Origin of the sequence: Nocardioides coralli (genome assembly GCF_019880385.1) — a bacterium.
In the GTDB taxonomy this organism is placed as follows: Bacteria; Actinomycetota; Actinomycetes; order Propionibacteriales; family Nocardioidaceae; genus Nocardioides; species Nocardioides coralli.
Map to the genome: position 1 here is coordinate 465,696 of NZ_CP082273.1, position 12,979 is coordinate 478,674.

A 12,979-nucleotide genomic window follows, 5' to 3' on the forward strand; every position below is an offset into this window, starting at 1 on the left:
CGCTCACGGCGCGAGGGCGTCGACCCACTCGGCCAGCGTCCGCTGGATCCGGGCGGCGAGGTCGATGACCGGGTCGGCGGGGTCGTCACCGCCCAGCACGCGCAGCTCCCAGGCGCCGTACCACGCCACGTAGGCACCGACCACGAGCAGCAGCACGCCGGCGACCCGCGGCACCCACCGACCGGTGCGCCGCAGCCCCGTGACCAGCCCGCGACGGGCGACCGCGACCGCCACGGCCGCGACGCCGACCAACAGGCCCATGCCGGCCGCGTAGCCGACGTAGAGCAGGACGCCCTCGCCGACCGAGCCTGCCCGGAAGCCGGCGACGACCACCGCCAGGAACGGGGCGATGGTGCAGGTCAGCGACGCGACGGCGTACGACGCCCCGAAACCCACCATGGCGGGGGCGGTCCGGGTGACGGCCTTGCCGCTGCCGGTGCCGATCCGCAGCTGCGGCAGCTCGCGTCCGAGCGCCAGCCACACGCCGGCGAGGGCGACAAGGACACCGAAGACCACGGTGAACCAGGGCAGGTACTGCTGGACCTGGGAGGCCACCGGCGAGATGACCAGTCCGAAGATGCCGAAGACGGCCACGAAACCCAGGGTCATCCACCCGGTGAGGGCCAGCGCACGACCGACGGCGCGTCCCGTGCCGGGGGAGTCGTCACCCAGCACCAGCACCGAGAGGTACGCCGGCAGCAGGGCGAAGCCGCACGGGTTCACCGCGGCCAGCATGCCGGCGGCCACCGCCAGCGTCAGGGTGTCGCCCACGCGGTCACCCCACGGCGTCGGCGACCCGGTCGCCGAGCTCGTCCGAGCCTCCGTACCCGGTCCGGAAGGCCTCCGACCCGTCGCTGTCCAGGAGCACGAAGGAGGACTGCTCGCTGACGCCGAAACGCTTCCAGAGCTCGCCGTCGGCGTCCTCGAGGTGGGTGACGCCGTCGACGTCGCCGGCGAACCCCGCGATGGCCTCGGCGCTGTCGAGCGATCCCACGCCGACCACGTTGAGCTCGCCGTCGTACTGCTCGGCGAGGCCCTCGACCTGGGGGATCTGGCCGCGGCAGCTGGGACACCAGGGCGCCCAGAACCACAGCAGGGTGGGTCGACCCGCGAGCGTCGCGCCCTCGAACTCGGCCCCGGCCACGGTGGTGCCCGTGAAGTCGAGGGAGTCGGGGACCGCCTCGGGCTCGGCCTCGGGCTCGAGCTGCTGGCCCCCGGTGGACTCCTGCGCCTCGGGGGACTCCTCGGGGCTGGCCGAGGTCGCTGACGGGGTCGGCTCGGCCGCCGTCTCGGTGGCGGAGCCACCGCACCCGCTGAGCACGAGCACGGCGAGGATCGCGAGGACGAGGGGCCGCGGCATGGACCCATCCTGACAGCCGACGTCGGCGGGGAACCGTGTCCGCGCTCACTGTCAGCGCTTCGTAACACTGTCCGGGTCGGTGGCTCCGTGGCAGGGTGACAGGCATGGGTGACAGGCATGGGTGACAGGGACACGCTCACCGGCGACCAGGTGATGGCCGAGGGGCTGGCCGACTGGCGGCCGATCCTCGGCACCATCCGGGCCCGCTTCGCTACCGGCGACTTCGTCACCGGGCGGACGCTCGTCGACCGGGTCACCGACGCCGCGGAGGAGATGAACCACCACCCGGACCTCGACCTCCGCTACCCCTACGTCGACGTCACGCTCTCCAGCCACGACGTCGGCGGGATCACCGACCGCGACCTGCGGCTCGCCCGCCGCATCAGCGAGATCGCCGCCGAGCTCGGCGCGTCCGCCGACCCGGTGGCACGGCAGCTCCTGGAGCTGACGATCGACACGTGGGACGCCGAGCAGATCCGTCCCTTCTGGGTGGCGGTCCTCGGCGGCGAGGTCCGCGACGGCGAGGTCGTCGACCCCTCCGGCCAGCTGCCGACGCTCTGGTTCCAGGGGACCGACCGGCACGACGTCCCGCGGCAGCGCTACCACCCCGACGTGTGGGTGGCGCCCGACGCGGCGCGGGAGCGGGTCGACGCCGCCCTGGCGGCGGGCGGGGTGCTGGAGTCCGACGACGAGGCGCCCAGCTTCTGGGTGCTGGCCGACGCCCAGGGCAACCGGGTCTGCGTCTGCACCAGCCTCCAGCGCGGGTCCTGACCCCGGCACCGCCGGCGTCCGGATTGGGTGCGCCCTTCGGGCCCCTGAGAGAATCGGGGGGTGAGCACCCCCACCCGCACCGACGTCCTCGTCGTCGGCGCCGGCCCCGCCGGGTCGGCTGCCGCCGCGTGGGCCGCCCGCGCCGGGCTGGACACCGTGCTGGTGGACGCGGCCGTCTTCCCGCGCGACAAGACCTGCGGCGACGGCCTCACCCCGCGCGCGATCGGCGAGCTCCAGCGGCTGGGCCTCGAGGACTGGCTGCGGGCCCACGCGGTCAACCAGGGGTTGCGGGCCCACGGCTTCGGCCAGACCCTGCTGCTGCGCTGGCCGGGTGGGTCGCTCCCCGACTGGGGCTCCGCCGTCGCGCGCACCGAGCTCGACGACCACCTGCGCACCACGGCCATCAAGGCCGGCGCCACCGCCGTCGACGGCGTGCGGGCCGTCGACGTCCGGATGGACGGCGGCCGGGTGGCCGCCGTCGTCCTGCAGGGCGCCGAGGAGCGGTTCGAGATCGCCTGCGAGCGGCTGGTGGTCGCCGACGGCGTGCGCTCGCCGTTGGGCAAGCGGCTGGGGCGGGAGTGGCACCGCGACACCGTCTACGCCGTCGCCGGCCGGACCTACGTCGACTCGACCATGTCGGACGACCCGTGGATCAGCTCCCACCTGGAGCTGCGTGACGAGGCGGGCCAGATCCTCAGCGGCTACGGCTGGGTCTTCCCCCTCGGCAACGGCTCGGTCAACCTCGGTGCCGGCACCCTGGCCACCGCGAAGCGGCCGGCGGAGGTCGCGATCAAGCCCCTCATGCAGGTGTACGCCGACACGATCCGCGACGACTTCGGTCTCGCGGAGGAGCTGCGGGCTCCCACCTCCGCGCTGCTCCCCATGGGCGGGGCGGTCTCCCGCGTGGCCGGCCGCAACTGGGCGCTGGTCGGTGACGCGGCCGCGCTCGTGAACCCGCTCAACGGTGAGGGCATCGACTACGGCCTGGAGTCGGGCCGTCTCGTCGTCGACACGATGCTGGCCCACGACGACCTCGCCCGCTCGTGGCCCGCGCTGCTGAGCGAGCACTACGGCGAGGCGTTCTCGATCGCCCGCCGGCTCGCCGGGCTGGTCACCGTCCCCGGCGTCCTCAGGGCGCTCGGCCCGGCGGGCATGCGCTCGGACTGGCTGATGACGCTGGCGCTGCGGTGGATGGGCAACCTCGTGACCGACGACGACCGTGACCGGGCTGCCCGGGTCTGGCGCTGGGCCGGTCGCCGGTCCCTGGCGCGCGACGCCCGGCCGCCCTTCGCCTGAGCGCCGCGACGGTGCCTGACGACGGGTGGTACCGCGCCACCGTGCTGCTCGGACGGCTCGCCCTGCGCGCCGTCGACCTGCGCACCAGCGTCGAGGGCGCCCACCACCTCCCCGCGAGCGGGCCGGTGATCCTGGCGGCCACCCACGTGGCCTACCCGGACTTCCTGACCCTGGCGCAGGCCGCCCTGACCCGGGGCCGCCGCGTCCGGTTCCTGACCCGGCACGACGTTTGGGACGTGCCGGTGGTGGGACGGGCGATGACCGGCATGCGACACGTGCCGGTGGACCGGGAGGCCCCGGCGGCGGCGTACCTGGGGGCCCGGCGGCTGTTGCGGGAGGGAGAGGCCGTCGGGGTCTTCCCGGAGGCGGGCATCAGCTACTCCTACACCGTCCGGTCGCTGATGCCCGGGGTGGCCCGACTGGCGCAGGAGACCGGTGCGCCGGTGGTGCCGGTGGTGCAGTGGGGCATCCAGCGGCTGTGGAGCGTCGCCCGTCCGGTCGACGGCCGCCAGCCACGGCCGCGACCCCGCCGGGGGATCCGCAACGACCTGCGTTTCGGGCCCCCGCTGCGCGTGCCGCCCACCGCGGACCCGCGGGAGTGGACCGCCCGCCTCGGAGGGGTGCTCACCGAGCTCCTCGAGGACCTGCAGCGTCGGCCCCACCACCGGCCGCGGCCCGGCGAGCACGCACCGTGGTACCCGGCCCACCTCGGCGGCCACGCTCCCGACCGGGTGGAGGCCCGGGGCCTGGACGTGGTGCCGCGCAGCGCCGTGCCGCCCAGCTGGGGCCCGGCCCACTAGGTTGTCAGGGTGGCCCGGACCCCCAAGCGGCAGCGCGTCGCGGCGTACGCCGTGATCGTGCGCGACGACGAGATCCTGCTCAGCAGGCTCTCGCCGCTGGTCACGACCGACGAGCTCTGGACGCTGCCCGGGGGCGGCGTCGACCACGGGGAGGACCCCCGCGACGCCGTGGTCCGCGAGGTCGCCGAGGAGACCGGGCTGACCGCCCGGATCAGCGACACCGCCCGCGTCTACTCCGCCCACATGCCCTCGGCGTGGCGGGGCGGTCGCCGGGTCAATGCCCACGCGCTGCGGATCGTCTACGAGGGCTGGGTGCCGCCCGGCTCGCCCGCCCCGCGCGTGGTGGAGGTCGACGGATCCACGATCGAGTCGGCGTGGCAGCCGCTCTCGCGGATCCTCGACGGCAGCCTGCCGGTCGCGCCGCTGGTGGCCGAGGCCCTCGCCGACCACCAGCTCCACCGGCGGCAGCGGGTCGCGGCGTACGCCGTCGTGCGGCGGGGGTCCCGGTTGCTGCTGACCAGGATCTCCGAGCAGGGCGCCCACACCGGCGAGTGGACCCTTCCCGGGGGCGGTGTCGACCACGGCGAGACGCCGGCGACCGCGGTGGTGCGCGAGGTGCACGAGGAGACCGGGCTCGTCGCGACCGTCGACCACCTGCTGGGGGTCCACGACACCCACTTCACCGGCACCGCGCCCACGGGTCGGCGCGAGGACTACCACGGCATCCACCTGGTCTACGGCGCCACGGTGCCGGACGGCGCGGAGCCGGTCGCGGAGCACGACGGCACCACCGACGCCGCCGCGTGGGTCGAGGTCGCCGACATCGAGTCGGGCGCGGTCCCCGTCCTCGACCTGGTCAGGCACGTGCTGGGACTCACCACGGACAGTCGCTGACCCCCTCGGGAGGACGCATGAGCGAGACGGTCTTCACCTACGCCGCGCCGGGCCTCAAGTTCGGTCCCGGCGCCTCTGCCGAGATCGGGCACGACCTGGCGGCGCTGGGCGTGCGCCGGGTGCTGCTGGTGACCGACCCGGGGGTCGCCGCGACCGGCCACCCCGCCCGGATCGCCGAACAGCTGGAGCGTCACGGGCTCACCGTCACGACGTACGACGCCGCGCGGGTCGAGCCGACCGACGCCTCCCTCGCGGACGCCATCGCGTTCGCCCGCGACGCCGGTCCGCTCGATGCCGTGGTGGCGGTCGGTGGCGGCTCGGCGATCGACACCGCCAAGGCCGTCAACCTGCTCACCACCAACCCCGGCGAGCTGATGGACTACGTCAACCCTCCGGTCGGCGGCGGCCGCGCGCCGAGCCGGCCGCTGCTGCCGCTGGTCGCGGTGCCGACCACCACCGGGACGGGGAGCGAGAGCACCACCATCTGCGTCCTCGACGTGCTGGCCCAGCACGTGAAGACCGGGATCAGCCACCCTGCCCTGCGGCCCACCCACGCCGTCGTCGACCCCGACCTCACGCTCACCCAGCCGCCGATGGTGACGGCGGCCGCGGGGATGGACATCCTCTGCCACGCGCTGGAGAGCTACACCGCGCGCTGGTTCGCCGACTTCGACGCCAAGCAGCCCGAGGAGCGGGTGCCCTACTGCGGGGCCAACCCGATCGCCGACCTGTGGTCGGAGCGGGCGATGTCGCTGCTGGCCGGGGCCTTCCGCGCCACGGTGCGCGACGGGTCCGACCGTGGGGCGCGCGAGCAGATGGCGCTCGCGGCGACCTTCGCCGGGCTCGGGTTCGGCAACGCGGGCGTTCACGTCCCGCACGCCTGCGCCTACCCGATCGCGGGCCGGGTCCGCGACTTCCGCCCGGCCGACTACCCCGGCGACGAGCCGATCGTCCCCCACGGCATGGCGGTGTCGCTGACGGCGCCGGCGGCGTTCCGGTTCACCTTCGCGGCCGCGCCCGAGCGCCACCTGCGTGCGGCCCGGCTGCTCGACCCCGGCTGCTCCGGCGAGGGGCCGGAGACGCTGCCGGACGTCCTGGTCGACCTGATGCGCGACGTGGGCCTGCCGCGCGGGCTGGCCGAGGTCGGGTACGCCGAGGCCGACGTGCCCGACCTGGTCGAGGGCACCCTCAAGCAACAACGGCTCCTCGCGACCGCGCCGCGGGAGGTCACGGCCGAGGACCTGGCCGGGATCGTCGGCGCGTCGCTGGAGAACTGGTGAAGCCACAGCCGGCCGAGCTGCTGGCCGAGCTGCGCCGCCGCGGGGTCACCGACACCTCCGACGCGACGCTCGACCGCGCGCTCTACTCCTCCGACGCCTCCCTCTACCGGGTGGTGCCGCAAGCCGTCGCCCGGCCCCGGCACCCCGACGAGCTGCACGCGATCCTCGACGTCGCGCGCGAGTACTCGGTCCCGGTCACGATGCGGGGGGCAGGCACCTCGATCGCCGGCAACGCGGTCGGCCCGGGGCTGGTGGTCGACACCGTGCGCCACCTCGGGCGGATCCTCGAGGTCGACCCGGAGGCACGCACCGCCCGGGTGGAGCCGGGCGTGGTCCACGCGTCGCTGCAGCGGGCCGCCGCACCCCACGGGCTGCGCTTCGGGCCGGACCCGTCGACCCATCCCCGCTGCACGATCGGCGGGATGATCGGCAACAACGCCTGCGGTTCACGGGCACTCGGCTACGGGCGGACCAGCGACAACGTGGCCGACCTGCGCCTCGCGTGGCTCGTCGACGACGCCACCGACCGGCTCGCCGGGCTCGTCGACGCCCGGCTCGCACACGTGCGGACGCACTTCGGACGCTTCTCCCGGCAGGTGAGCGGCTACGCCCTCGAGCACCTGCTGCCCGAGCGCGGGCGGCGGCTCGACCGCTTCCTCGTCGGGTCGGAGGGGACGCTGGCGGTGGTGACCGAGGCGACGGTGTCGCTGGTGCCTGAGGAGCCGCGCCGGCTGACGGTGCTCGGCTACCCGTCGATGGCCGAGGCGGCCGACGCGGTGCCGACGCTGCTGGCCGGCGGCAACCGGCTCGTGGCGTGCGAGGGCCTCGACGCGCGCATCGTCGACCTGGTGCGCGCCGCCGGGAGACCCGTGCCCGCCCTGCCGCGTGGCGCCGGCTGGCTCTTCGTCGAGGTGGCGGGGGAGGAGCCGGTGGTGGCGGCCGGCGAGCTCGACCGGCGCACCGTCGACGACCCCCGCGAGGCCGCCGCCCTGTGGCGGATCCGGGAGGCCGGGGCGGGGCTGGCCGCGCGGAGCCTGGCGCGGCCGGCGTACCCCGGCTGGGAGGACGCCGCCGTCCCGCCCGAGCACCTCGGGGCGTGGCTGCGTGATTTCGAGCGGCTCCTGGCCGACCACGGCCTCACCACCGTCCCCTACGGGCACTTCGGCGACGGCTGCGTCCACGCCCGGATCGACTTCCCCCTCGGCGACGACCGGGGCCGGCAGCGGTTCCGGGACTTCCTCCTCGCCTCCGCGTCCGCGCTGCGCACCTACGGCGGCTCGATCTCCGGCGAGCACGGTGACGGGCGGGCCCGCTCGGAGCTGCTGCCGCTGATGTACGACGCCGAGTCGCTCGCCCTCTTCAGCCAGGTCAAGCGGGCCTGCGACCCCGACGGCTTGCTCAACCCGGGAGTGCTCGTGGACCCGGCGCCGGTCGACGCCGACCTGCGGCCAGCCCGACCGGTCGGCTCCGTGCGCACCGCGCTGCGGCTCACCCACGACGAGTCGCTCGGGGCTGCCGTCCACCGGTGCACCGGCGTCGGTGCGTGCGTGGCGCCTGCGGCCGTCGGGGTGATGTGCCCGTCCTACGTGGCCACACGGGAGGAGAGGGACAGCACCCGGGGACGCGCCCGGGTGCTGCAGGAGGCGCTCGACGGGACCCTCGTCCAAGGGCTGCGCGACCCGGCGGTGACCGAGGCGCTCGACCTCTGCCTGTCCTGCAAGGGGTGCGTGTCCGACTGCCCGACCGGCGTCGACATGGCCACCTACAAGGCCGAGGTCCTGCACCAGCAGTACGCCGGACGACGCCGTCCCCGGAGCCACTACACCCTCGGGCGGTTGCCGGCGTGGCTGGACCGGACCCCGGGGTGGGCCCGGCGGCTGGCGGGTGCCGGCCCGGTCGCAACGGTCGCCAAGGCGGTGGCCGGCGTCGACCGGCGACGGACGCTGCCGCGTCCCGCGCCACGCCGGCTGGCGCGTCCGGCGTCCGGACCGCAGCCCGACGTGTGGCTGTGGGCCGACACCTTCACCGACCACTTCGGTCCGGGGATCGCCGCCGCTGCCGGCGCGCTCCTCGACCGGGCGGGGCTGTCCGCCCGGGTGATCCCCGAGCCCGCCTGCTGTGCCCTCACCTGGATCACGACCGGGCAGCTCGACCGGGCCCGGGAGATCGTCGCCGGGACGGTCTCGACGCTCGCGCCGTACGTCGCCAGCGGGATCCCGGTGGTCGGGCTCGAGCCGTCCTGCCTGGCCACGCTGCGGACCGACGCTGCCGAGCTGGTCGACCCGGGCGGGGCTGCCGCCCTCGCGTCCGGTGTGATGACCTTCGCCGAGCTCGCCGAGCGGCTCGACCTGCCGTTGCCCGACCTCGCGGGCACCCGCGTCGTCGCCCAGCCCCACTGCCACCACGCCTCCGTGCTCGGGTGGGAGGCCGACGAGCGGCTGCTGAGGCGCGCCGGCGCCACGGTGGTCCGGGTCCCGGGCTGCTGTGGCCTCGCCGGGAACTTCGGCATGGAGCGCGGCCACTACGAGGTCTCGGTCGCGGTGGCCGAGTCCGCGCTGCTGCCGGCCCTGCGCGCCGACCCCGACGCGGTCGTCCTGGCCGACGGCCTGTCCTGTCGCCACCAGCTGGCCGACCTCGCGGGGGTGAGGGCGCTGCACCTCGTGGAGCTGCTGGCGGACCGGCACCCCGCACTGCCTCGATAGGATCGCGGCGTGAATCCCCGCCACCGCCGCCTCGTGATCCCCGTGGCGCTGGGGGCGCTGCTGCTGCTCGTCGTCGTCGCGGCGGTCCTCTAGTGGCGCAGCCGCTGACCGACGTGCTGGAGCAGGTCCGCGGGATGGCCCTCGACCCGGCCACGCTGGTGCGGGTCGTCGCGGCCGGACGGCAGAAGGGGGCCCGCCCGCCGTGGCGACGGGTCGAGCTGCGCTACGTCGACCTGAAGGCCGGGCGACACCTGCAGCTCACGGCCTACGACGACACCCAGGCCCACACCAGCAACCACCCGCTCGGGGAGCCGGCGGCCCGCGCCGTCGACGACCTGCTCGGCCAGCCCTTCGGCAACTGGCACGTGGACACCGTCACGGCGTCCCACCAGGTGCGGGTGACCAAGAAGGGGGACGCCCACGTCCACACCCGGTCACGTGCCGAGGTGGTGGTGGCCGACCGCGAGCACGACCGCGAGAAGCGACGCCTGCTGCCCGAGGGCGACCCGGTGCTGGCGGCCCTGGGCATCGCCGACGACCGTGGTCGCATCAAGCCGAGCCGGCAGGCCAAGTACCGCCAGGTGGAGGAGTTCCTCCGGATCCTGGAGGCCTCCGTGTCCGACGCGCTCGAGCAGGGTCACCTGCGACGGCCGACGCCGGAGGACCCGCTGCGCGTGGTCGACCTCGGCTGCGGCAACGCCTACCTGACCTTCGCCGCCCACCGCTACCTGGCCGACGTGCGCGGGCTGCCTGTCCGGCTGGTCGGGGTCGACGTGAAGCAGCAGTCCCGCGACCACAACACGCGCGTGGCCGCCGACCTCGGCATCACGGCCGACTTCGTCGTGGGTTCCATCGCCGACGCGGAGGTCGACCCCGCACCCGAGGTGGTGCTGGCCCTCCACGCCTGCGACACCGCCACCGACGAGGCGCTGGCCCGAGCGGTCGAGTGGGAGGCCACCCTGGTCCTGGCCGCCCCGTGCTGCCACCACGACATCGCTGCCCAGCTGCGCCGCAGCGAGACGCCGGCGCCGTACTCGATGCTGACCCGTCACGGAATCCTGCGCGAGCGGTTCGCGGACACCCTCACCGACGCCGTTCGCGCCTCGCTGCTGCGACTGCAGGGATACCGTGTCGAGGTCATGCAGTTCGTCGAGAGCCGGCACACGCCCCGCAACACGCTGGTGCGCGCGACCCGGACCGGCGAGCCACCGGGGGGAGGTGCCGTGCGCGAGGAGTACGACGAGCTCGTCCGGAGCTGGGGCATCGCGCCCCGGCTCGCGGAGCTGCTGGAGCGCGATGGGCGCGCGTGAGGCGGTCGTGGCGCTCGCCGTGGCGGCGCCGTTCGCCCTCGGGCTGAGCGCCGCCTCGGTCGAGCAGGAGCCGCAGCCGTGGTTCCGGTTCGAGGACCCCGCCATCGTCGAGTCGAGCGGTGTCGCCCTCGTCTTCGGGATGATGGTCACGGTCAACGACTCCGGTGACGAGGCCCGGCTCTTCGTCGTCGACCCCGAGACCGGGGAGACCGTCGGCACCACCCGGTGGGACGCGGAGGTGGAGGACGTCGAGGCGCTCGCGCCGGCGCTGGACGGCCGCGTGTGGGTGGGCGACATCGGCGACAACGCCAAGGCCCGCGACACGATCTCCCTCACCCGGCTCAGCGTCGGGAGCGGCGACTTGACCGTCGCCGGCGACACCTTCGAGCTGGCCTACCCCGACGGTCCTGCCGACGCCGAGGCGCTCCTCGCCCACCCGACCACGGGCCGGCTGGTGGTGGTCACCAAGAACCCCCTCGGCGGCCGCTTCTTCCTGGCACCCCGCAGCCTCGACCCCCGGGCGACCAACGAGCTCCGGCCACGCGACCGCGCACTCCCCCTCGTCACCGGCGGTGAGTTCTTCCCCGACGGGCGCCACCTGGTGCTGCGCAACTACGGCAGGGCGCAGGTCTACTCGTGGCCCGGGCTGCAGCCGGTCGGCGACCTCATCGACCTGCCCAGCCAGGAGCAGGGCGAGGCCCTGACGGTCCTGCCCGACGGCACCCTCGTCCTGACCTCGGAGGGTGCGCGGGCCCCGGTGCTGCGGGTGCCGCTGCCGGCGTCGGTGACGCGCGAGGTCGGCCTCCAGCCGACCGACGCAGCCGAGCCGTCGCCGCTGCCGGAGGACCCGAGCCCGTCGACCCGGTCCCGCGTGGGAGAGGAGCTGCCCGAGGAGGAACCGGGACCGCGTGACCCCACCCAGTGGCTCATCGGTGGCGGCATCCTCGCCGCCGTGCTGCTCGTGCTGTGGCGGGCGCTGCGGCCCCGCTGATCCCGACGATCGGGTGAGCCGTCCTCGCCCACGGCCCGTCTACGCTCCGTGGCATGCCGCGGTTGCGACGTACCTCCCCCGACGACCCGGGCTGGACCCGCCGCCGGTCCGGCCGCGGCTTCGTCTACCTCGACCAGGACGGCAACCGGCTCGCCGAGGTCGACGTCGAGCGCTGCAAGAAGCTCGTGATCCCGCCAGCCTGGCGCGAGGTGTGGATCTGCCCGGCGGAGAACGGCCACCTGCAGGCGGTCGGGACCGACGACGCCGGCCGCCGCCAGTACCTCTACCACCCCGTGTGGCGCGAGCAGCGCGACAGCGCCAAGCACGTGCGCGTGCTCGGCTTCGGCAAGGTGCTGTCGCGGGCGCGCGAGAAGATCCTCGTCGACCTCGGAGCCGCCGGGATGACCCAGGACCGTGCCTGCGCGGTCGCGGTTCGGCTGCTGGACCTCGGCTACTTCCGCATCGGCAACGACGTCTACGCCGACCAGCACGGGAGCTTCGGCCTGACCACGCTGCAGCGGCGGCACGTCCGCCGGCGGGGGGACCGGCTGCAGTTCCGGTTCGAGGGCAAGTCGGGGATCGAGCACCAGATCGAGATCGACGATCCCGCGGTGGTCGAGGCTGTCGAGGCGATGCGCCGCCGTCGCGGCAGCGAGCAGCTCATGGCCTGGAAGGACGGCCGCCATTGGCGCGAGCTCGACTCACGCCAGGTCAACGACTACCTGCGGCGGACGACGGGGGACGACTACACCGCCAAGGACTTCCGCACCTGGCACGCCACCGTGCTCGCCGCCACGGCGCTCGCGATGTCCGACGAGCCGGGAGAGACCAAGGCGTCGCGCAAGCGGGCCGTGGCGGCGGCCATGAAGGAGGTCGCGGAGTTCCTGGGCAACACGCCCACGCTCGCCCGCAACTCCTACGTCGACCCCCGGGTCGTCGACGCCTACGAGGAGGGGCGGACCATCGCGACCACCGCGCGCCGCCGGCACCGCACCCCCGACGAGCGGCAGTCGGCCCTCGAACGGGCCGTCCTGAGGCTGCTGCGCGACGCCTGACCCGTGCCACGATGGCGGGCATGGACCTCACCGTGGTGCACGGCGACATCACCGAGCAGGTGGTGGACGCGGTCGTCAACGCCGCCAACCGGGCGATGCGCGGCGGGGGAGGCGTGGACGGCGCGATCCACGCGGCCGGGGGACCGGCGGTCCTCGAGGACTGCGTCCGCCGGTTCCCGGACGGCCTCGCGACGGGCGAGGCCGGCTGGACCACGGCCGGCGCGATGGCCGCCCGCTGGGTCATCCACGTGGTCGGGCCGAACTTCCGGGCCGGCGAGACCGACCGGGGGTTGCTGACCTCCTGCTACCGGCGGGCGCTCGAGGTCGCCGACGAGCTCGGCGCGCGGACGGTCGCCTTCCCGCTGGTCAGCGCCGGCATCTACGGCTGGCCCAAGGACGACGCGGTCGCGGCAGCCGTCGAGACGCTCCGGACGACGCCGACGGAGGTCAGCGAGGCCCGGCTGGTGGCCTACGACCGTGCCACCCACGACGTGATCGCGGCAGCGCTGGGCGGCTAGCC

12 protein-coding genes are annotated in these 12,979 nt (G+C 75.0%); 10 read left to right on the forward strand and 2 right to left on the reverse strand.

Going from position 1 to position 12,979, the window contains the following annotated elements:
* Nucleotides 1-3: 3 nt before the first annotated feature.
* The gene (locus K6T13_RS02315; protein WP_222896572.1) at nucleotides 4-771 is read right to left on the reverse strand and encodes a cytochrome c biogenesis CcdA family protein; all 768 of its coding nucleotides are present in this window, start codon (nucleotides 769-771) and stop codon (nucleotides 4-6) included.
* A 4-nt stretch (nucleotides 772-775) separates the two neighbouring features.
* Nucleotides 776-1,360: a TlpA family protein disulfide reductase gene (locus tag K6T13_RS02320; RefSeq protein ID WP_222896573.1), complete on the reverse strand. Its 585-nt coding sequence runs from the start codon at nucleotides 1,358-1,360 to the stop codon at nucleotides 776-778.
* 117 nt (nucleotides 1,361-1,477) lie between these two features.
* Between K6T13_RS02320 and K6T13_RS02325 the strand changes: the two genes are divergently transcribed.
* The 10 genes from K6T13_RS02325 (at nucleotide 1,478) to K6T13_RS02370 (ending at nucleotide 12,977) form a co-directional block, all read left to right on the forward strand.
* A complete protein-coding gene (locus K6T13_RS02325) occupies nucleotides 1,478-2,131 on the forward strand; it encodes a 4a-hydroxytetrahydrobiopterin dehydratase (protein ID WP_222896574.1) in 654 nt (217 codons plus the stop codon).
* Nucleotides 2,132-2,191: 60 nt separating this feature from the next.
* Entirely contained in the window at nucleotides 2,192-3,427 is a 1,236-nt protein-coding gene (locus K6T13_RS02330; RefSeq protein ID WP_222896575.1) for a geranylgeranyl reductase family protein, read from the forward strand.
* Nucleotides 3,428-3,438: 11 nt separating this feature from the next.
* The gene (locus K6T13_RS02335; protein ID WP_222896576.1) at nucleotides 3,439-4,227 is read left to right on the forward strand and encodes a lysophospholipid acyltransferase family protein; all 789 of its coding nucleotides are present in this window, start codon (nucleotides 3,439-3,441) and stop codon (nucleotides 4,225-4,227) included.
* Nucleotides 4,228-4,236: 9 nt separating this feature from the next.
* Nucleotides 4,237-5,121, forward strand: coding sequence for an NUDIX hydrolase (locus K6T13_RS02340; protein ID WP_222896577.1), 885 nt, complete (start codon nucleotides 4,237-4,239; stop codon nucleotides 5,119-5,121).
* Between the two features lie 17 nt (nucleotides 5,122-5,138).
* Nucleotides 5,139-6,401, forward strand: coding sequence for a hydroxyacid-oxoacid transhydrogenase (locus K6T13_RS02345; RefSeq protein ID WP_222896578.1), 1,263 nt, complete (start codon nucleotides 5,139-5,141; stop codon nucleotides 6,399-6,401).
* Nucleotides 6,398-9,103: an FAD-binding and (Fe-S)-binding domain-containing protein gene (locus K6T13_RS02350; RefSeq protein WP_222896579.1), complete on the forward strand. Its 2,706-nt coding sequence runs from the start codon at nucleotides 6,398-6,400 to the stop codon at nucleotides 9,101-9,103. The genes K6T13_RS02345 and K6T13_RS02350 overlap by 4 nt, the downstream gene beginning before the upstream one ends.
* Nucleotides 9,104-9,195: 92 nt before the next feature.
* A complete protein-coding gene (locus K6T13_RS02355; protein WP_249423896.1) occupies nucleotides 9,196-10,413 on the forward strand; it encodes an SAM-dependent methyltransferase in 1,218 nt (405 codons plus the stop codon).
* Nucleotides 10,400-11,404: a hypothetical protein gene (locus tag K6T13_RS02360; RefSeq protein ID WP_222896580.1), complete on the forward strand. Its 1,005-nt coding sequence runs from the start codon at nucleotides 10,400-10,402 to the stop codon at nucleotides 11,402-11,404. The genes K6T13_RS02355 and K6T13_RS02360 overlap by 14 nt, the downstream gene beginning before the upstream one ends.
* A gap of 53 nt (nucleotides 11,405-11,457) precedes the next feature.
* Nucleotides 11,458-12,459, forward strand: a complete 1,002-nt coding sequence (locus K6T13_RS02365; protein ID WP_222896581.1) for a DNA topoisomerase IB — start codon at nucleotides 11,458-11,460, stop codon at nucleotides 12,457-12,459.
* Nucleotides 12,460-12,479: 20 nt separating this feature from the next.
* On the forward strand, nucleotides 12,480-12,977 hold the full coding sequence (locus K6T13_RS02370; RefSeq protein WP_430227866.1) for an O-acetyl-ADP-ribose deacetylase: 498 nt from the start codon (nucleotides 12,480-12,482) through the stop codon (nucleotides 12,975-12,977).
* Nucleotides 12,978-12,979 lie beyond the last annotated feature (2 nt).

Excerpts from the sequence above, each read along its gene's own strand:
- K6T13_RS02320 (WP_222896573.1), bottom strand. The coding sequence starts at position 1,360 with ATGCCGCGGCCCCTCGTCCTCGCGATCCTCGCCGTGCTCGTGCTCAGC.
- K6T13_RS02325 (WP_222896574.1), top strand. The coding sequence starts at position 1,478 with ATGGGTGACAGGGACACGCTCACCGGCGACCAGGTGATGGCCGAGGGG.
- K6T13_RS02345 (WP_222896578.1), top strand. The coding sequence starts at position 5,139 with ATGAGCGAGACGGTCTTCACCTACGCCGCGCCGGGCCTCAAGTTCGGT.
- K6T13_RS02360 (WP_222896580.1), top strand. The coding sequence starts at position 10,400 with ATGGGCGCGCGTGAGGCGGTCGTGGCGCTCGCCGTGGCGGCGCCGTTC.
- K6T13_RS02365 (WP_222896581.1), top strand. The coding sequence starts at position 11,458 with ATGCCGCGGTTGCGACGTACCTCCCCCGACGACCCGGGCTGGACCCGC.
- K6T13_RS02370 (WP_430227866.1), top strand. The coding sequence starts at position 12,480 with ATGGACCTCACCGTGGTGCACGGCGACATCACCGAGCAGGTGGTGGAC.